The organism is Kitasatospora sp. NBC_00374 (assembly GCF_041434935.1).
In the GTDB taxonomy this organism is placed as follows: domain Bacteria; phylum Actinomycetota; class Actinomycetes; order Streptomycetales; family Streptomycetaceae; genus Kitasatospora.
On sequence record NZ_CP107964.1, the window covers coordinates 7,738,094 to 7,754,394 of the forward strand.

General features: G+C 74.1%; 17 protein-coding genes. 9 read left to right on the forward strand and 8 right to left on the reverse strand.

Annotated features, from left to right (window positions below; genetic code table 11):
- The first annotated feature begins 15 nt into the window (after positions 1–15).
- The gene (locus OG871_RS33695) at positions 16–888 is read left to right on the forward strand and encodes a class I SAM-dependent methyltransferase (protein ID WP_371502006.1); all 873 of its coding nucleotides are present in this window, start codon (positions 16–18) and stop codon (positions 886–888) included.
- Positions 889–898: 10 nt separating this feature from the next.
- Here OG871_RS33695 and OG871_RS33700 read toward each other — a convergent pair whose 3' ends face one another.
- Positions 899–1,549 carry a hypothetical protein gene (locus tag OG871_RS33700; protein WP_371502007.1) on the reverse strand — a complete coding sequence of 217 codons (651 nt, stop codon included), beginning with the start codon at positions 1,547–1,549 and terminating at the stop codon, positions 899–901.
- A gap of 99 nt (positions 1,550–1,648) precedes the next feature.
- On the opposite strand from OG871_RS33700, the gene OG871_RS33705 reads away from it, so the two are divergent.
- The 4 genes from OG871_RS33705 (at position 1,649) to OG871_RS33720 (ending at position 4,978) form a co-directional block, all read left to right on the forward strand.
- Entirely contained in the window at positions 1,649–2,497 is an 849-nt protein-coding gene (locus OG871_RS33705) for an SMP-30/gluconolactonase/LRE family protein (protein ID WP_371502008.1), read from the forward strand.
- Between the two features lie 162 nt (positions 2,498–2,659).
- Complete coding sequence (locus OG871_RS33710) at positions 2,660–3,328, forward strand: DedA family protein (protein WP_371502009.1); 669 nt, start codon at positions 2,660–2,662, stop codon at positions 3,326–3,328.
- 67 nt (positions 3,329–3,395) lie between these two features.
- Entirely contained in the window at positions 3,396–4,064 is a 669-nt protein-coding gene (locus tag OG871_RS33715) for an O-methyltransferase (RefSeq protein WP_371502011.1), read from the forward strand.
- A gap of 11 nt (positions 4,065–4,075) precedes the next feature.
- The gene (locus tag OG871_RS33720) at positions 4,076–4,978 is read left to right on the forward strand and encodes a Gfo/Idh/MocA family protein (protein ID WP_371502013.1); all 903 of its coding nucleotides are present in this window, start codon (positions 4,076–4,078) and stop codon (positions 4,976–4,978) included.
- Between the two features lie 18 nt (positions 4,979–4,996).
- Here OG871_RS33720 and OG871_RS33725 read toward each other — a convergent pair whose 3' ends face one another.
- Complete coding sequence (locus tag OG871_RS33725; RefSeq protein ID WP_371502014.1) at positions 4,997–6,085, reverse strand: hypothetical protein; 1,089 nt, start codon at positions 6,083–6,085, stop codon at positions 4,997–4,999.
- A 176-nt stretch (positions 6,086–6,261) separates the two neighbouring features.
- Between OG871_RS33725 and OG871_RS33730 the strand changes: the two genes are divergently transcribed.
- Positions 6,262–6,789 carry a GNAT family N-acetyltransferase gene (locus tag OG871_RS33730; RefSeq protein WP_371502015.1) on the forward strand — a complete coding sequence of 176 codons (528 nt, stop codon included), beginning with the start codon at positions 6,262–6,264 and terminating at the stop codon, positions 6,787–6,789.
- Positions 6,790–6,805: 16 nt separating this feature from the next.
- Here the strand turns inward: OG871_RS33730 and OG871_RS33735 are convergent, their stop codons facing one another.
- Positions 6,806–7,195, reverse strand: coding sequence for a YkvA family protein (locus OG871_RS33735; RefSeq protein WP_371502017.1), 390 nt, complete (start codon positions 7,193–7,195; stop codon positions 6,806–6,808).
- 102 nt (positions 7,196–7,297) lie between these two features.
- Positions 7,298–7,891, reverse strand: coding sequence for a hypothetical protein (locus OG871_RS33740; protein WP_371502018.1), 594 nt, complete (start codon positions 7,889–7,891; stop codon positions 7,298–7,300).
- Positions 7,892–8,051: 160 nt separating this feature from the next.
- Between OG871_RS33740 and OG871_RS33745 the strand changes: the two genes are divergently transcribed.
- Together OG871_RS33745 and OG871_RS33750 are read left to right on the forward strand one after the other, a co-directional pair.
- Entirely contained in the window at positions 8,052–8,342 is a 291-nt protein-coding gene (locus OG871_RS33745; RefSeq protein ID WP_371502019.1) for a hypothetical protein, read from the forward strand.
- A 75-nt stretch (positions 8,343–8,417) separates the two neighbouring features.
- The gene (locus tag OG871_RS33750; RefSeq protein ID WP_371502020.1) at positions 8,418–9,749 is read left to right on the forward strand and encodes a hypothetical protein; all 1,332 of its coding nucleotides are present in this window, start codon (positions 8,418–8,420) and stop codon (positions 9,747–9,749) included.
- Positions 9,750–9,756: 7 nt separating this feature from the next.
- Here the strand turns inward: OG871_RS33750 and OG871_RS33755 are convergent, their stop codons facing one another.
- Both OG871_RS33755 and OG871_RS33760 read right to left on the reverse strand, forming a co-directional pair.
- Positions 9,757–11,823, reverse strand: coding sequence for an amino acid adenylation domain-containing protein (locus OG871_RS33755; RefSeq protein WP_371502022.1), 2,067 nt, complete (start codon positions 11,821–11,823; stop codon positions 9,757–9,759).
- 302 nt (positions 11,824–12,125) lie between these two features.
- Positions 12,126–12,614 (reverse strand): glutathione peroxidase, encoded by a 489-nt coding sequence (locus OG871_RS33760; protein WP_371502023.1) that lies wholly within the window; start codon positions 12,612–12,614, stop codon positions 12,126–12,128.
- Positions 12,615–12,937: 323 nt separating this feature from the next.
- Here OG871_RS33760 and OG871_RS33765 point away from each other — a divergent pair, with 323 nt between their 5' ends.
- Positions 12,938–14,398 carry an amino acid permease gene (locus OG871_RS33765; protein WP_371502024.1) on the forward strand — a complete coding sequence of 487 codons (1,461 nt, stop codon included), beginning with the start codon at positions 12,938–12,940 and terminating at the stop codon, positions 14,396–14,398.
- A gap of 115 nt (positions 14,399–14,513) precedes the next feature.
- On the opposite strand, the gene OG871_RS33770 is transcribed toward OG871_RS33765, so the two are convergent.
- Both OG871_RS33770 and OG871_RS33775 read right to left on the reverse strand, forming a co-directional pair.
- On the reverse strand, positions 14,514–15,215 hold the full coding sequence (locus OG871_RS33770) for a DUF1275 family protein (protein WP_371502025.1): 702 nt from the start codon (positions 15,213–15,215) through the stop codon (positions 14,514–14,516).
- Between the two features lie 25 nt (positions 15,216–15,240).
- On the reverse strand, positions 15,241–16,074 hold the full coding sequence (locus tag OG871_RS33775) for an alpha/beta fold hydrolase (protein ID WP_371502026.1): 834 nt from the start codon (positions 16,072–16,074) through the stop codon (positions 15,241–15,243).
- Between the last annotated feature and the right edge of the window lie 227 nt (positions 16,075–16,301).

A 16,301-nucleotide genomic window follows, 5' to 3' on the forward strand; every position in this document is an offset into this window, starting at 1 on the left:
GTGGAGGAGCGGGACATGACGGGCGATCAGCCGACACGGGTCAGGGCCGAGCTGGAGGCGGTCCCGGAGACCGCGCTCTGGACCCTCTACCACCGGGCGGCCGAGGCCCGCCGCCCCGACACCGTGCTGCCCGACCAGGCCGCCGTCGACCTCGTCGACAGCCTCGACTTCCCCTTCGCCGAGCGCTTCGGCCCCGCCGACAGCCGGGCCGGCCGGATCCAGAGCCGGCTGCAGGGTCTGCGGGTGCGCTGCTTCGACCGGGAGGTCTCGGACTTCCTCGCCCGCTCCCCGCGCGGCACGGTCGTCTGCCTCGGGGAGGGCCTGGAGACCCAGTACTGGCGCGTCGACAACGGCCGCGCCCAGTGGCTCACGGTGGACCTGCCCGAGCTGATCGCCCTGCGCGAGCGGGTGCTCCCGGCCGGTCCGCGGCAGCGCCTGCTGGCCGGATCGGCCACCGACCTCGGCTGGGCCGACCAGGTCGAGCCCGGCCAGGACGTCCTGATCACCGCCCAGGGACTGCTGATGTACCTGCGCCCGGGCCAGGTCCGCGACCTCATCGCGGGCTGCGCCGAGCGCTTCCCCGGCGCGGGCATGGTCTTCGACACCGTGCCGCGCTGGTTCGGCCGGCTCACCGTCGAGGGGAAGATGCGCAGCCACCGGTACCAGGCCCCGCCGATGCCCTGGTCCATGGACGCGGGCGAGCGGGCCAAGCTGGCCACCGCCCACCCGGCCGTCGTCGAGATCCGCGACGTCCGCCCGACCGGTGGCCCCGGCCTGCTCGGTGCGGCCGTGGACGCGGTCGTCCGGCTGCCGGTGGTGTCCTCCTACCGCCCCTCGGTGGTGGCGCTGCGCTTCGCGGCCCGGCCGGGCACCGCCCCGGCGCGCTGACCCCGGGCCGCTACCGCGCGTACAGGTCCTGGATCTCCAGGCCGTCCGGGCCGAGGCCGGTGCGTTCGGCGTGCTCGCGCATCCGGGGCCCGTACTCGGGGTGCTCGACCAGGCCGGTGTAGGTGTCGAGGTCGAGGTCGAGCACGCCGGCCTCGTGGGCGAGGTACACGTCCAGCCCCGGGTACATCACCGCCACGTACGGCAGGTCGTCGACGTCGGTGACCAGGACGGGGTACTCACCGGCCGAGTCCGGCTCGCCGACGTACAGCAGCCGGCGGGAGTCGCTGCCGCCCGCGAGCGGGAAGCAGCGGCCCGGCAGCACCGTCTCGAACTCGCCGACCATCTCCGACCAGACCGCGTCCGCGGAGCCGAAGCCGTACAGCAGGTCGGTGGCGGCCTGCAACGGGAGCCCGGCGAGATCGGGGGCGGCCGGATCCGGGTACCAGCCGAGGCCGGCCAACCAGGAGGCGTCGAAGGCCAGCCAGCGGCGCAGACTCGGCGGCAGCGGACGCCCTCCGGGCAGCCGGAGCTTGTCGAGGACCTCGGCCGGCAGCGGGACGGGCCGATCGGGCATCGGGGCGTCGCAGGAGGCCCAGCCGTCCTGGCGCACCGTCGCGACGACCAGGTCGACCAGCGCGGCGCCGTGCAGGTTCGCATCCATGGGCGGCAGTGTCGCACCCGTGTCGGACACCCGGCCGGGCCGCCCGCCGTCGTCCAATGGGGAGAGCCGCCAGCCCCTCCGCCGACGCAGGAGCCCGCCGTGACCGAACCCCGCACGCTGCTGACCGGCCTCGTCCTCGGGGAGTCGCCCCGCTGGCACGACGGGCGGCTCTGGTTCTGCGACTGGGGAGCCCGGGAACTGGTCGCCGTGGACGCGGCCGGCCGCCCCGAGGTGGTGCTGAGCGTGGCGGCCTTCCCGTTCTGCATCGACTGGCTGCCGGACGGCACCCTGCTGGTCGTCCACGGCAACGACCGGCTGCTGCTGCGCCAGGACGCCGACGGTTCCCTGGTCACCCACGCCGACCTGCGGGGCGTGTGCGACCGCCCGTGGAACGAGGTGGTCGCGGACGGCCGCGGCAACGCCTACGTCAACAGCATCGGCTTCGACCTGATGGCCGGCGAGCCACCGGCCCCCGGCGTCCTCGCCCTGGTCGCCCCCGACGGCTCCGCGCGGCAGGTGGCGGACGGGCTGGAGTTCCCGAACGGCATGGCGATCACCCCCGACGGCTCCACCCTGATCGTCGCCGAGTCGTACGGTGGCCGGCTCACCGCCTTCGACGTCCGGCCCGACGGCGGCCTGGCGAACCGGCGGGTCTGGGCCGCGGTGGAGGGCGCCGCCCCCGACGGGATCTGCCTCGACGCGGAGGGCGCCGTCTGGTACGCGGACGTGCCCGACCGGTGCTGCGTCCGGGTGCGCGAGGGCGGCGCCGTACTGGCCCGGATCGAGCTCGACCGCGGCTGCTTCTCCTGCGCCCTCGGCGGCGAGGACGGCCGGACGCTGTTCATGACGGCGGCCGAGTGGCCCGGGCCGGACAGCTCCTCCGACGGCGCCCGGACCGGCCTGGTGCTGGCCGCCGACGCCCCCGCGCCGGCCGCGCGCCGTCCCTGACCGGCGCGGCGCGGGAACCGGCGGCGGGCCCGAGGCGTTTCAGGTCGGGGCAGCCGGACCGGTTAGGCTGGTTCTCCGGGGGGAGCCTCGCCGTATCCGCGCGCGTGGGGCCGTTCTCGCACCACGGCAGTTGTCGCACCACGCCCACGGAGGTAGTCCGTCTTGCACATCGACCAGTGGATCGACGGTGTCTCGCCCGCCGCGGTGTACGCCATCGTCGGCCTGATCATCGGACTGGAGAGCCTCGGTATCCCGCTGCCCGGCGAGATCGCCCTCGTCTCGGCCGCGCTGCTGGCGGCGCAGGGCCACGTCAGCCCGTGGTGGGTGGCGATCTGCGCGATCCTCGGTGCGATCATCGGTGACTCGATCGGCTACTCGATCGGGCGCAAGGGCGGCAAACCGCTGTTCGAGAAGCTCGGCCGCAGGTTCCCCAAGCACTTCGGCCCCGAGCACCTGGAGAGCGCCGAGCGCTCGTTCCAGAAGTGGGGGATGTGGGCGGTCTTCTTCGGCCGGTTCGTCGCCCTGCTGCGGATCTTCGCCGGGCCGCTGGCCGGCGCGCTGCGGATGCCGTACTGGAAGTTCCTGACCGCCAACGTGCTCGGTGGCATCGCCTGGGCCGGCGGCACCACCCTGCTCGTCTACCAGGTCGGCAAGGTCGCCGAGAAGTGGCTGAAGAGCTTCTCCTGGATCGGCCTGGTGGCGGCCGTGCTGGTCGGCGGCGGCTCGGCCTGGCTGATGAAGCGCCGGGCGGCCAAGGCCAGGGAGGGCCACCCCGAGGTGGTCGGGGAGAAGAGCGGAACCCCGGTGGAGCCGGTCGCCGACCGGAGCTGATCCGCTGTCACCCCGGTCGGATAGGGTTGCGGACGATCCATCCGAGCGGACGCCTGGAGGCGCGGCCATGAGCCAGCAGCAGTGGACGGCAGTCGACGACTACTTCTCCGAGGTCCTGATCGGCCCGGACGAGGTGCTGGCGAACGCGCTGGCCGCCGCCGACGAGGCCGGGCTCCCGCAGATCAACGTCGCCCCCAACCAGGGCAAGCTGCTCCAGCTGCTGGCCGTCACCCAGGGCGCCCGGCGGATCCTGGAGATCGGCACCCTCGGCGGCTACAGCACCATCTGGCTCGGCCGCGCCCTGCCCGCCGACGGCTCGCTGGTCACCCTGGAGATCGACCCGGCACACGCCAAGGTCGCCGAGGCCAACCTGGAGCGCGCCGGCCTCGCCGGGCAGGCCCGGGTCCGGGTCGGCCGCGCCGTCGACACCCTGGCCCGGCTCGCCGAGGAGGGCGCCGAGCCGTTCGACTTCGTCTTCGTGGACGCCGACAAGCCGAGCAACCCGGTCTACTTCGAGTGGGCCCTTCGGCTCACCCGCCCCGGCGCACTGATCGTGGTCGACAACGTGGTGCGCGGTGGCAAGGTCGCCGACGCCGACTCCACCGACGCCGCCGTGCTCGGCGTCCGCAGGATGCACGAGCTGATCGCCGCCGAGCCCCGGGTCACCGCCACCTCCGTACAGACCGTCGGGGTCAAGGGCTACGACGGCTTCACCCTGATCCGGGTCGAGAACTGAGGGCCGCCGCGATGAGGATCGGACTGCTGGGCACCGGGCCCTGGGCCCACCGGGTGCACGCGCCCGCGCTGGCCGCCCACCCGGGGACCGAGTTCGCCGGCGTCTGGGGCCGGCGGCCCGCAGCGGCGGCCGAGCTGGCCGCGCCGTACGGCGTACCGGTGTACGAGGACCTGGACGAGCTGCTGGCCGGGGTGGACGCGGTCGCCGTCGCGCTCCCGCCGTCCGTCCAGGGCGAGCTGGCCCTGCGTGCGGCGCAGGCCGGGCGTCATCTGCTGCTCGACAAACCCGTCGCGCTGGAGCCCGCCGCGGCGCGCCGGGTCGCGGAGACCGCCGCCGGGCGGGGCCTGGCCTCGGTCGTCTTCTTCACCCTGCGCTTCAACGCCGACCAGTCCCGGTGGCTGGCCGAGCAGGCCGCGCGGGACGGCTGGTTCACGGCCCGCTGCGAGTGGCTCGGCGCCGTGTTCACCTCGCCGGACAGCCCGTACGCGGCCTCGCCCTGGCGTAAGGAGAAGGGCGCCCTCTGGGACGTCGGGCCGCACGCGCTGTCCATGCTGCTGCCCGTCCTCGGAGACGTCGAGCACGTCACCGCGGCCGGCGGCCCGGGCGACACCGTGCACCTGGTGCTCCGGCACGCCGCGGGCGCCAGTTCCACCCTCACGCTCAGCCTGAGCACCCCGCCCGAGGCCGCCGTCGACGGCGTCGGCCTCGAACTGCGCGGGGCCGCCGGTCTGACCAGGATGCCCGCCCGCAACGAGGGCCCGGTCGAGGCCTACGGCCGGGCGATCGACGCCCTGCACACGGCCGCCGCCGGTGGCCCGGCACACCCCTGTGACGCGGCCTTCGGAGCGCGGGTGGTGGAGATCCTCGCGGCGGCCGAACGCTCCCTGGACGGCGGCGCCGGCCTCGCCCTCTGAGACCGGTCGGCGGCGGGCTCAGGCCGGCTTGGGCCGGCGGTCGGCCGGGCGGCTGGGCGGGATCGGGACGGCCGGGAAGTCGCGCGGGCCGGTCCACAGCGAGGGGACGGCGTCGCTGCGGCGCGCCAGCTCGTAGCCGATGGCCTCGTAGTTGACCCGCCAGCCGCGGAAGTGCGGCCAGGCCTCGGCGGCGTCGCGTTCGGCCGGGAAGCCGCTGGCGGTCACCATGGCGACGGCGGCGTCGAACTCGGCGAAGCCGAGCCGGATCGGGCCGTCCGGCTCGGGGTCGGGGTCGTAGGGGATCCGCAGCGCGCCGGCGATGTCGCGCATGGCCGTGAAGCCCGCGCGCAGCACCAGACGGGCCTCCGGCGGGGCGCTGCGCGGATTGAGGGAGAGCTGCATCGCGGCGGCGTCCAGGACGGCGATCAGCCCGACCACCCAGTTGCGGTGCGGCTGCGGGGAGCGGAACGACAGCAGGACCGGGTAGTTGGAATGGCCCTCGCCGATGTCGGCGGCCAGCCGCTCCCAGTCGCGGTAGAGCTCGGGCAGCGCCGTCTCGGTGCCGACCAGGGACTGCCGGGCCAGCAGCTCGGGGCCCCAGGCCGGGGCTCCGGCGCGGGACTGCAGCAGGGTGACCTCCACCTCCCGCCGGTTGTAGGCGCCGTACAGGGTCGGCAGGTAGCCGATCAGCAGAGCGATGATCAGCGGGCCGGTCGCGGCGGCCAGGAAGTCGAGGGCCGACAGCCGGAGCCGGTCGCCGCTGGCGAAGCCGAGGGTGAAGAGGCTTGAGCCGGCCTCCCGGAAGCAGACGTTCCAGCCGAGGTCGGAGGTGCCGTAGAGCAGCAGCGTGTACGCGGTGAGGGTGCCGAGCAGCCAGCAGCCGAGCGTGCAGACCAGGATCAGCGGGGCGAGCCAGGTCTGCAGCCGGTCGAGCGTCCGGTAGCCGCCGAACGGCGCGGCGATGAGCCGCAGCAGGGCGCGCAGCACCGCCCACAGCCGGTTCACCAGCGCCGAGTAGAGCCCTCGCGGCACCACCAGGGTGCGCAGGATGCTCGCGATGGTGACGCCCAGCAGAACGAGCCCGGCCAGGGCGATGATCAACCTCATCCGCCCATTGTGTCCCGGGAGCCTCACCGCTCCGAGCCTGGGTCGCGCCCCGGCCCCGTCGACGGGCCCTGGGGACGGGCCCGTGGACAGCCCCTGGGAGGGGCGGCGCGGCTGTGGCACGATGGCGGCTCAGCGCCCGTCGAGGGCCTGCCGACCGGAGAACTGGAGCATCGAACGTGGCGAGCGAGCTGACCTTCCGTACCGCCGGACCGGCCGACATCCCCGCCCTGGTGGCGCTGGTCGAGTCCGCCTACCGCGGCGAGGCGAGCCGGGTCGGGTGGACCACCGAGGCCGACCTCCTGGCGGGCCGACGGACCGACACCGAGGGGGTCGCCGACGTGATCGCCCGGGAGGGCTCGGTGGTCCTGCTCGCGGAACGGGACGGCGAGCTGCTGGCCTGCTGCCAGCTGGAGCGGCGCGAGGGCACCGCCTACTTCGGGATGTTCTCCGTCCGGCCCGAGCGGCAGGGCGGCGGCCTGGGCGGCGAGGTGCTGGCCCGCGCCGAGCGGCTCGCCCGGGAGGAGTGGGGCGCGGCCGAGCTGGAGATGACGGTGATCGAGCAGCGCGCCGACCTGATCGCCTGGTACGAGCGGCGCGGCTTCAGCCGCACCGGCGAGTACTCGCCCTTCCCCTACGGCGACGAGCGCTTCGGTGTGCCGCTCCGCCCCGACCTCAGGTTCGAGCGGCTGGCCAAGTCCCTCTGAGCGCGGGCCGGGCCGGTCAGGCCGGGTCCGGCCCGTCGCCGCGGCGCCACTCGACGTAGCGGCCGGACTCCCTGGTCAGCCCGGTCAGGAACCACAGCAGCACGGCGGTGTCGTCCGTCCAGCCCACCACCGGGAAGACGTCCGGCAGGACGTCGACCGGGCTGAGCAGGTACAGCGCCGCGAACAGCCCGAGCCCCACCAGCTTGCCCGGCCCGACACCGGGGTAGCGGTGCCGCAGCACGTCCCCGACCAGGCCCGGCAGCGCCACCACCCGGGACCCGAGCCCGGGAGCGCCGGGCCGGCGGGTCTCCCGGTACAGGCCCCAGGCGGAGCGGGAGACGGCCGCGCCGTTCAGCCCGCGCACACCCCGGCCGGAGCGGCGCTTCGCCGGTACTCCTCTGCCCATGACGGTCTCCTCCCGCGTACGGAGCCGCCTACCCTCACCGCGGCCCCCTATGCACGGTACGCGACGGCGGTACCCGCCCGGGGTGCCGTTGCCGTACCGGCCTCAGCCGCCGTAGAGGCCGCGGCAGGTCCGTGCCTGCTCCGACCCCGGCTGCCACTGGCCGAGCCGCTCGGCCTCCGCACAGACCCCCAGACCGGAGAGCAGCGCGAACGAGGGGCTCGGCTTCACCCGTGTGCCGGTGCTCGGTGACCGGTGGGCCGACGGAGAGGGCCGGTCCTTGGGCGTACGGCGGGCGGACGGCGAGGGCGACGGCGACAGCCCGGGAGTCTGCGGCGCGGCCGGCTCGGCCGGCGCGGCCGGTTCGGCCGCGCGGCGGACCGGCTCCGCGAGCACGGCCTCGGCGACGGGGGAGGAGGTCGGCGGCGGCGCCAGCGGGGCCGGGCTCGGCCCGTTCGTCGCGGTGCCGCCGCCGACCAGCGTGCCGGTGTCCTCCGAGGCCAGTGGCCCGCAGGTGGCCAGCAACCCGCCCAGGACCATGGCTCCGCCGAGCAGGACCGCGACCCGCGCCACCCGGGGCGGATGCCGGCGCGGCGGGGTGAACGCCGGCTCCCACGGCGCGGGGGGCGGAGCCGGCGGCGGCTCGGTGGGCTGCTGCTCCCACGCGTACTGCCAGGGTGGCTGCCATTGCTCGTCCATCGTGTCCCTCCACGCCGTCGCCCGACCGTTCCCTGGCCGGGCCCGCCGTGCCCAACGACGGACCGGCGGTTGCGGAACGGCTGACGGGGTGCGTCCACCCGGCCGAGGCACGGATGCGCCCGGCGCGGGCCGGGACGATCCTGACGGGATGGAGAACCTCATGGAAACCCTCAGGGACACCGTCGGAAGCACCGCCCGGGACAGGGAGCGCAGGATGGACGCGAGCAGGCAGCTGGACGTGGAACCGCTGGTCGAGATCGCCGAGTTCCGGACCGACAGCCGCTACCGGCTGGTCCACTTCAAGGGCGCGGGCTGGAAACCGCTGGCCCCCGAGGAGTTCGAGCCCGAGCTCAAGCACTTCTTCCCCGACCTCGACCCGCACGACCCGAAGCTGGTCTACTGGGAGGACCGCCCGTGGGAGTGGCCGGCCTGGCGTCCGGGCGAGGCCTGACGGCCCGTCGGGCCGCGGTGCCGGCCTTCTCCGGCACCGGCCCCGCCGGCGGTGCCCGGGCCGTACCCTCGACGGATGCGAACAGCAGCGTGGACCGAGGCCTGGACGGCCGGCGACCGGGCCGTCCACATCGGCGACGTCGCCGACTTCAACGCGCAGTTCCTGCCGCAGTCCGCCGAGAGCAGGCGCCAGGGCCACCACTACTCGTGCCTGGCGGCGTTCTACAGTCCCCATCCCGCCGTCCTGGTGCTGCCGCACCAGGTGGAGGAGGCGTGGGTGCGGCTGCTGGAACGCGAGCTCGGCTGGTCGGCCGTGGAACTGCACAGCGGGCTCGCCGGGGACGGGCTGATGGCCCCGGCGCTGGCCGCCCGGCCCGCCCTGCGGCAGCGGATCGACACGCTCGGCCTGCCGGTCCGCCACTGGGGCCGCAGCTCGCCCGACGACCCCGCGCTCGCGGCCGTCCGCCGGTACGAGGCCAAGGACGCGTCGCACGTCCTGTTCGCCCGGCTCGCACCCGGCCACCCGGGCATCCGCGTCCCGGCCCAGCAGAGCGTCGAACCCGGTCGCCGGCTGGCGCGGCTGCTCGCCGCCCGGGCCGCCGAGGGCCGCACCACCGTCCTCAAGGCCCGGCACGGCGTCGGCGGCTTCGGCACCGCCGTTCTGACCCCGGGGCAGATCGCCCTGGCCGGCGGTGCCAGGGCCCTGCTCCGCCGGCTGACGGACCGGCAGATCCTGCCGCCCGGCGAACGCCTGCTGGTGGAGGAGTACGTCGACGGCGCCGGCCGACTGCGCAACCCCACCTTCGACGGGGTGATCGCCGAGGACGGCTCGGTCCACCCGGTCGGGGTCGGCCTGATGGACGTCGAGGGCACCGGCTACCGCGGCGCCACCGTCGGGCCGGGCCTGCTGCCGGACGGGCTGGCCGACACCGTCGCCGGGTTCGGCGTGGCCGTCGGCCGCGAACTGGCCCGTGCGGGCCACCGCGGCTGGTACGACGTCGACTTCGTCACCGACCGGTCCGGTCGGCCGGCCCCCACCGAGACCAACCTGCGGCTCACCGGCCCCGCCGTCGCCTTCATGATCAAAGCCCGGCTGGACGCCGTGCGCGGCCCCGGACACCTGGTGCGTACCCTCGACCGGCTGCCGCTCGGCGCCCGCCTGGGCCCGCAGGCACTCCTGGCCCACCTGGACCGGCTGGCCGGGCGCTGCGCGCCGTTCGGCGCCACCCTGCTGCCGACCATCCCCACCGCGGGCTTCGAGCCGGAGCCCACGGTGGGGATCGCGCTGGCCGCGAGGGGCCCGGACGCGCTGGACGCGCTGGACGCGCTGGACGCGGCGGAGGCGGTGGTCCGGTCCGCGAACCTGGCGCTCGGCGACCCGTTCGACGCCCTGGAACCGCGGCCCTGACGCGAGGTCAGAGCGCCGTCGGCCGGGCGGGCGCCCGCCACGCCAGGAAGCGCACCACGACCGCCGCCGAGGCGATCAGCGCCATGTTGAACACCACCGCCAGCGTCGCCTGGGCGGGCCAGTCGTGCGCGGACGTGGTCCGGTAGGCGTTGTCCTGCGGCCACCAGGATGCCAGCAGCCACACCAGGGCCAGCCTGGTCAGCAGTGTCAGCCCCGCCGGCCGGCCGTGCCGGTCCAGCATCCGCCCGCCCAGGAACAGCACGGCGACGCCAAGCCCGAACCCGACCGACTCGCACAGGTAGAGCAGCTGGAACAGCAGCGCCCACGGCCGCGCCACCAGGCTGACGTCGGTCGACCCCGGCCAGATCGTGTCGGTGAACATCCGGGACAGCAGCGCGAACACCACCGTGACCGCGACCCAGGCCGCCGGACCGGGGACGGCCTCCTCCCAGGCCCCGGAGCCCTTGCCGCCGCCCGTGCGGCCGGACTTGGCGGACCCGGTGGGTCCGGTGGGTCCGGTGGGTCCGGTGCGCGCCGGGGGCAACGGCAGGGCCGCCCGGTCGAGCTTGCCCGCACGGGTGAGGGGCAGTTCGACCAGCGGCACCACGGCCTCGGGTACCGAGGCGGCCGGCAGCCTGGCCGTCAGGTAGGCCCGCAGCGCCCACGGGTCCAGGGCGCGGCCGGCGGTCGGCACCGCGTACGCCACCAGGGCGGGCCCGTGCCCCGGCTCCCGGTCCACGGTGGTGACCGTGCACTCCCGGACGTCCGGGTGGCCGCGCAGCACCGCCTCGACCTCGGCCGTGGTGGCCGCCTGCGGGCCGAGGTCACGGCCGACGAACTCCAGGATCCCGTCCGGCCGCAGCCGCCCCAGGTCGCCGGTGCGGTACAGCTTCACGTCCGGGTGCCGGCGGTCGGCGAAGAACCGGTCCGCGGTGAGCTTCGGCCGGTTCAGGTAGCCGCGGCCGACCCCCGGCCCGGACAGGCAGATCTCGCCGACCTCGCCGGGCGGCACCGGCTCGCCCTCCGCGTCCAGCAGGTGCACCCGGTTGCCGGGGAACGGCACACCGATCAGCGAGAACCGCTCGGTGTGCTCCGGTGGGTCCGGCAGCGTCGCCGGGTCGAAGTAGGTGCTGTCCACGGCCGCCTCGGCGACCCCGTACACGTTGATGTGCCGGACCCCGGGGCCGAGGTAGCGCTGGATTCGCAGCTGTTCGTCCAGGTACCACTTCTCCGCACCCACCGACAGCAGCCGCACCGAACCCAACTCCAGCCCGAGCGGCTGGAGGTACTCGAAGAGCCGGCGCAGCAGGTGGACGTTGGTCTCCATCACGGTGATCCGCTCGCCGATCACCAGCTCGTGCAGCTCGCGGAGTTCGGCCGTGCGGTCCAGGGTGTAGTTGCGCCTGGCCATCACCAGCGTGGCGCCGGTGCCCAGCGCCCGCAGCCAGTCCGCGGTGAAGACGTCGAACTCCAGCGTGGCGGTCTGCAGGATCCGGTCGGCGTCGGTGAGCCGGTACACCTCCTGCCAGCCCCGGTAGGCGTGCAGCAGGTTGCGGTGCTCGATCTGGGCGCCCTTCGGATCGCCGGTCGAACCGGAGGTGTAGAAGACACAGGCCACGTCGACGCTGCGGGCGCGGACGTCCGGCGCGGTCGACGGCAGCCCGGCCAGCTCCGGGGCCGCGGTGTCGAGACAGAGCACCGGCCGGTCGGTCGCGTCCGTCAGACGCACCCGGTACACCTCCTCGGTGACCACCACCACCGGGTCGGCGTCGGAGAGTACATGACGGATCATCCGGTCCGGCCCGGTCGGCTCCAGCGGGACGTACGCCCCGCCCGCCTTCAGCACCGCCAGCACCGCCGTCAGCAACTCGGGCCCCCGCCCCAGCGCCACCGCCGCCGGCCGCTCGGGCCCCACCCCGAGCTCCACCAGCCGGTGCGCCAACCGATTGGCCCGCGCATCGAGTTCACCGTACGAGAGCCGGTCCCGGCCGCACACCGCGGCCGGGGCGTCCGGCGCCCTGCGGACCTGCTCCTCGAACAGGCCGTGCACGGTCTGGGTCTGTGTCGTCGTCATCGCGCATTCCCCTCCCTGCGTCGACAGGACCACGTCGATCCTGCCCGCCCCCACTGACAGTGTGCAGCCAGTACTTCCCTGTGACGCCCGCAGGTCGTCCGGTAGTTGCACACCTGTCACCGACTCGGGACCTCGCCGCCCCGGTGTACGGCCGGTGTGTTCCGTGTCCGTACCGGACGGGTCCGAACATCGCACGCGACATTCGCAGCCGTTCGGGCAGGAGGGACCGGCCCGGCCGCGGAACGCACGTCAGGGGCCGCCGCGTCGTCCGCGGCGGCCCCTGACGTGCCTTCCGGCGACGGTCAGGCCGGCAGCTGCGCCTCGATGGCGGCGACCAGCTCGTCGGCCTCCGGCTCGGTGCGGGGGCGGAACCGGCCGGCCACCGTGCCGTCCGCCGCGAGGAGGAACTTCTCGAAGTTCCACTGCACGTCCCCGGCGACGCCCTCGGCGTCGGCCACCTCGGTCAGCCGGACGTACAGCGGGTGCCGGCCGTCACCGTTCACCTCCACCTTCTCGAACAGCGGGAAGGAGACGCTGTAGGTGGTGGAGCAGAAGGTCTGGATCTCCTCCTCCGTACCGGGCTCCTGGCCGGCGAACTGGTTGCACGGGAAGCCGAGCACCGTGAAGCCGCGGTCGGCGTAGCGCTGCTGCAGCCGCTCCAGGCCCGCGTACTGCGGGGTCAGGCCGCACTTGGAGGCCACGTTCACCAGCAGCAGGGCCTTGCCCTTGTGGTCGGCGAGCGAGGTGGGCTCGCCGGCGAGGGTGCGCAGCGGGATGTCGTAGAGGCTCACTGGGGGTCCTTCGGTCTGTCTGGGGGCAGGGACGTACTCCAGCGGACAACCGCCGGGCGGCCCCGGGTGTTCCCGACCTGGGCCGGAGCGGCCCGAGCGGCCCGAGCGGCCCGGGCGGCTCCGGAGCGGCCCGGGTGGTCGCCCGGCCGGCGGAGAAAGCTCAGATCTTGCGCAAATCATCCCCGAACGTGACATTGGCCACTGCTCGCAGGCCTTGCCTGCCGTCAGGATGTGCCGTCAGCCCATGCCACCGTGACCACCCTCATCACCGTCGCGCCGGGCGAAGCAGGAAACCTGTCCCCTCACGAAGGCGAAACAACTCCATGAGTGACCGCACACCGACTGCGGCCCACCCGTCCACCGCCGAGGCGTCGGCGGCGCCGTCCCCCCACGTCGACGCGGGCGACGCCGGGTACCGCAAGGACCTGAAGTCCCGCCACGTCAACATGATCGCCATCGGTGGCGCGATCGGCACCGGGCTCTTCCTCGGTGCCGGCGGCCGGATGGCGGACGCGGGCCCCTCCCTGTTCATCGCGTACGCGGTCTGCGGAGCCTTCGCCTTCTTCGTGGTGCGCGCGCTCGGCGAGCTGGTCCTGTACCGGCCGTCCTCCGGTGCCTTCGTCTCGTACGCCCGCGAGTTCATGGGTGAGAAGGGCGCCTACACGGCGGGGTGGCTGTACTTCCTCAACTGGTCGACCACCGCCATCGCGGACATCACGGCCGCCGCGACGTACGCCCACTTCTGGGCGATGTTCAGCAGCATCCCGCAGTGGGTGCTGGCGCTGATCGCCCTCGCGGTGGTGCTCACGGCCAACCTGATCTCGGTGAAGTACTTCGGCGAGATGGAGTTCTGGTTCGCGATCGTCAAGGTCGCCGCGCTGGTCACCTTCATGCTGGTCGGCATCTTCCTGATCGTCACCCGGCACGACCTCGGCGGCCACACTCCCGGCCTGGCCACCATCACCGACAACGGAGGCATCTTCCCCAGCGGCATGATGCCGATGCTGCTGCTCGTCCAGGGTGTGGTCTTCGCGTACGCCTCCGTCGAGCTGTGCGGTGTCGCCGCGGGCGAGACCGAGCACCCCGAGAAGATCATGCCGAAGGCGATCAACTCGATCATGTGGCGGGTCGGCCTGTTCTACGTCGGCTCGGTCGTCCTGCTCTCGCTGCTGCTCCCCTACACCGCGTACTCCGCGGGCCGGAGCCCCTTCGTCACGGTCTTCGAGAAGCTGGGTGTCCCCGGCGCGGCCGGCGTGATGAACCTGGTGGTCCTCACCGCCGCGCTCTCCAGCCTGAACTCCGGCCTGTACTCCACCGGCCGTATCCTGCGCTCGATGTCGATGTCCGGCTCCGCGCCGCGGTTCACCGGTGTGATGAACAAGGGCGGCGTGCCCTACGGCGGCATCCTGCTCACCGCCGGGTTCGGTGTGCTCGGGGTGGTCCTGAACTACGTCATGCCCGGCGAGGCGTTCGAACTGGTCGTCAACTTCGCGTCGATCGGGATCCTCGGCACCTGGGCCATGATCATGGTCTGCTCGCTGCTGTTCTGGCGGCGCGCCGAGGACGGCAGGGTGACCCGGCCGGGCTACCGGCTGCCCTGGGCCCCGTACACCCAGATCGTGACGCTCTGCTTCCTCGCCGCGGTGGTGGTGCTCATGTGGCTGGACGGCGGTGTGGGCCGCACCACCGTCGCCTGCCTCCCGCTGATCGCGGCCGCGCTGGTCGGCGGCTGGTTCCTGGTCCGCGGGCGGGTCCGGGCGACCGCCGAGGCGCACCGGGACTGACGGCGCCCGGGTCGGCCGCGGACGCGGCTGACCCGGCCCTCGTCCAGACCGGTTCGTCCGCCTCCACCAAGGCCGTCCGCCCGGGCCGCCCACCGGATCGACTCCTGATCGCGGGCTACCGCCGGTGCGCGTCCGGAGCGGCCCGGCGCGCCGCGGGCCCGGCGGTCCGGAGTGCCGCCGTGACCAGCAGGGCGGGCAGCAGCGGGGCGGCCGGGTGCAGCCAGCGGAAGGCGGCGCCCACCGCCGCCGCGCCGGCGATGAACAGCAGGACGGAGCCCACGCTGCGCCGTGCGAGGCGTCCCTGTGTCACGAGGACGGCGATGGCCGAGGTGACCGTGCCGGTGAGGTACGCCGTGGTGGCCTCGCTCCCGGTGGCACGGACACTGCCGTTCTGGCAGCCCATGGCGACGGCCGTCAGGAACAGCAGCATCGCGCGCCGGGTGGGATCCGGTGCCCCGTCCCAGTACAGCCAGGCGGCCGAGACCAGCCACAGGGCGAGCGTCTCCAGGAGCAGCCCGCCCCGGACGCCGAGGGCCGGGACTCGGCCCCGCCCGCCCGCCGCCAGACTGCCCGCGGCGGCTCCGGCGCCGTATCCCAGCAGCGCCAGGGCGACCAGCCGGGCGGCGCCCGGGTCGGCGCCGCCCAGGCTCAGGCCGAGTACCGCGGCGTTCGCGGTGACCACGCTGGTGAAGACGCCGCCCAGGGCGAGGAAGCCGAAGGCGTTCGCGCCGCCCGCCGCGAGGACGAGGAGGCCGTGGGTGGCGGCGCCCGGCCCCGGCCGCCGCGCGTGCCGCAGCAGCCGCGGCCTCTGCGGCATCAGCCCCTCCGGCCGCTGGGTCCGGTCACGTCCGCAGGAAGTCCATCAGGGCCTGGTTGACCTCCTCGGGGTGCGTCCAGGCGATGTTGTGCGGACCGCCCTCCACCGTGACGAAGGTCAGGTCCTCGATCAGACCCGGCAGCCGCTTGGCGGTGCTGTCGTACGGCAGGATGCGGTCCGCGTTGCCGTGGACCAGCAGCACCGGCACGTCGATCTTCGGCAGGTCGGGGCGGAAGTCGGTGAGCCAGGTGTCGACGCAGGCGTGGGCCGCCCAGGCCGACGCCGCGACGGCCACGTTGAAGCTGTTCTGCCAGGCCTGGGTGCTGATGCGGGTGCCGGCGTACGTGTCGACGTTGTAGAAGTTGTCCAGGAAGTCCTTGAAGTACGCCGGTCGGTCCTTGAGGACCGCCGACTTGATCCCGTCGAACACGGACGCGTCCACGCCCTCGGGGTTGTCCGCGGTCCGCAGCAGGAAGGGCGGGACGGCGCCCATCAGGACGGCCTTGCTCACCCGCCCCGAGCCGTAGGTGCCCAGGTAGCGGGTGACCTCGCCGGTGCCCATCGAGAAGCCGACGAGAACGACGTCGTGCAGGTCCAGGTGGTCCAGGAGCGTCTTCAGATCCGCTGCGAAGGTGTCGTAGTCGTAGCCCACGGTCGGCTGGCTGGACTGCCCGAAGCCGCGGCGGTCGTAGGTGATGACCCGGTACCCGGCCTCCAGGAGCACCCGCTCCTGCTTCTCCCAGGAGTGGCCGTTCAGCGGGTAACCATGGATCAGGACCACGGGCTGCCCACTGCCGTGGTCCTCGAAGTAGATGTCGATGGAGCTGCTGTTCTCCTGGCCGACGGTGACGAACGACATGGGCGACCTCGCCTTTCTCGGATTTCCCCCGGCACCCCGGTACCGGCCCGGATCGGAGGGGGACCGCCCTCCGTGGACCTCAGGCCCGTCCAAGAGCCTTCCACCTCGTCACCCGGCCCGCATCTCACGTGCGGCCGGGCGCGACGGCGCGGGACTTTCCGTTATCGCCTGGTCCGGGACGGGTCTCCTGTGTCGTGAGGCCATTCCGCGCCGGAGCCGGCCCCGCC

Bases quoted from the DNA above. Each gene is read 5' to 3' on its own strand.
- OG871_RS33695 (WP_371502006.1), top strand. From the start codon at position 16: ATGACGGGCGATCAGCCGACACGGGTCAGGGCCGAGCTGGAGGCGGTC.
- OG871_RS33700 (WP_371502007.1), bottom strand. From the start codon at position 1,549: ATGGATGCGAACCTGCACGGCGCCGCGCTGGTCGACCTGGTCGTCGCG.
- OG871_RS33715 (WP_371502011.1), top strand. From the start codon at position 3,396: ATGAGCCAGCAGCAGTGGACGGCAGTCGACGACTACTTCTCCGAGGTC.
- OG871_RS33720 (WP_371502013.1), top strand. From the start codon at position 4,076: ATGAGGATCGGACTGCTGGGCACCGGGCCCTGGGCCCACCGGGTGCAC.
- OG871_RS33725 (WP_371502014.1), bottom strand. From the start codon at position 6,085: ATGAGGTTGATCATCGCCCTGGCCGGGCTCGTTCTGCTGGGCGTCACC.
- OG871_RS33735 (WP_371502017.1), bottom strand. From the start codon at position 7,195: ATGGGCAGAGGAGTACCGGCGAAGCGCCGCTCCGGCCGGGGTGTGCGC.
- OG871_RS33740 (WP_371502018.1), bottom strand. From the start codon at position 7,891: ATGGACGAGCAATGGCAGCCACCCTGGCAGTACGCGTGGGAGCAGCAG.
- OG871_RS33745 (WP_371502019.1), top strand. From the start codon at position 8,052: ATGGAAACCCTCAGGGACACCGTCGGAAGCACCGCCCGGGACAGGGAG.
- OG871_RS33750 (WP_371502020.1), top strand. From the start codon at position 8,418: ATGCGAACAGCAGCGTGGACCGAGGCCTGGACGGCCGGCGACCGGGCC.
- OG871_RS33755 (WP_371502022.1), bottom strand. From the start codon at position 11,823: ATGACGACGACACAGACCCAGACCGTGCACGGCCTGTTCGAGGAGCAG.
- OG871_RS33765 (WP_371502024.1), top strand. From the start codon at position 12,938: ATGAGTGACCGCACACCGACTGCGGCCCACCCGTCCACCGCCGAGGCG.
- OG871_RS33770 (WP_371502025.1), bottom strand. From the start codon at position 15,215: ATGCCGCAGAGGCCGCGGCTGCTGCGGCACGCGCGGCGGCCGGGGCCG.
- OG871_RS33775 (WP_371502026.1), bottom strand. From the start codon at position 16,074: ATGTCGTTCGTCACCGTCGGCCAGGAGAACAGCAGCTCCATCGACATC.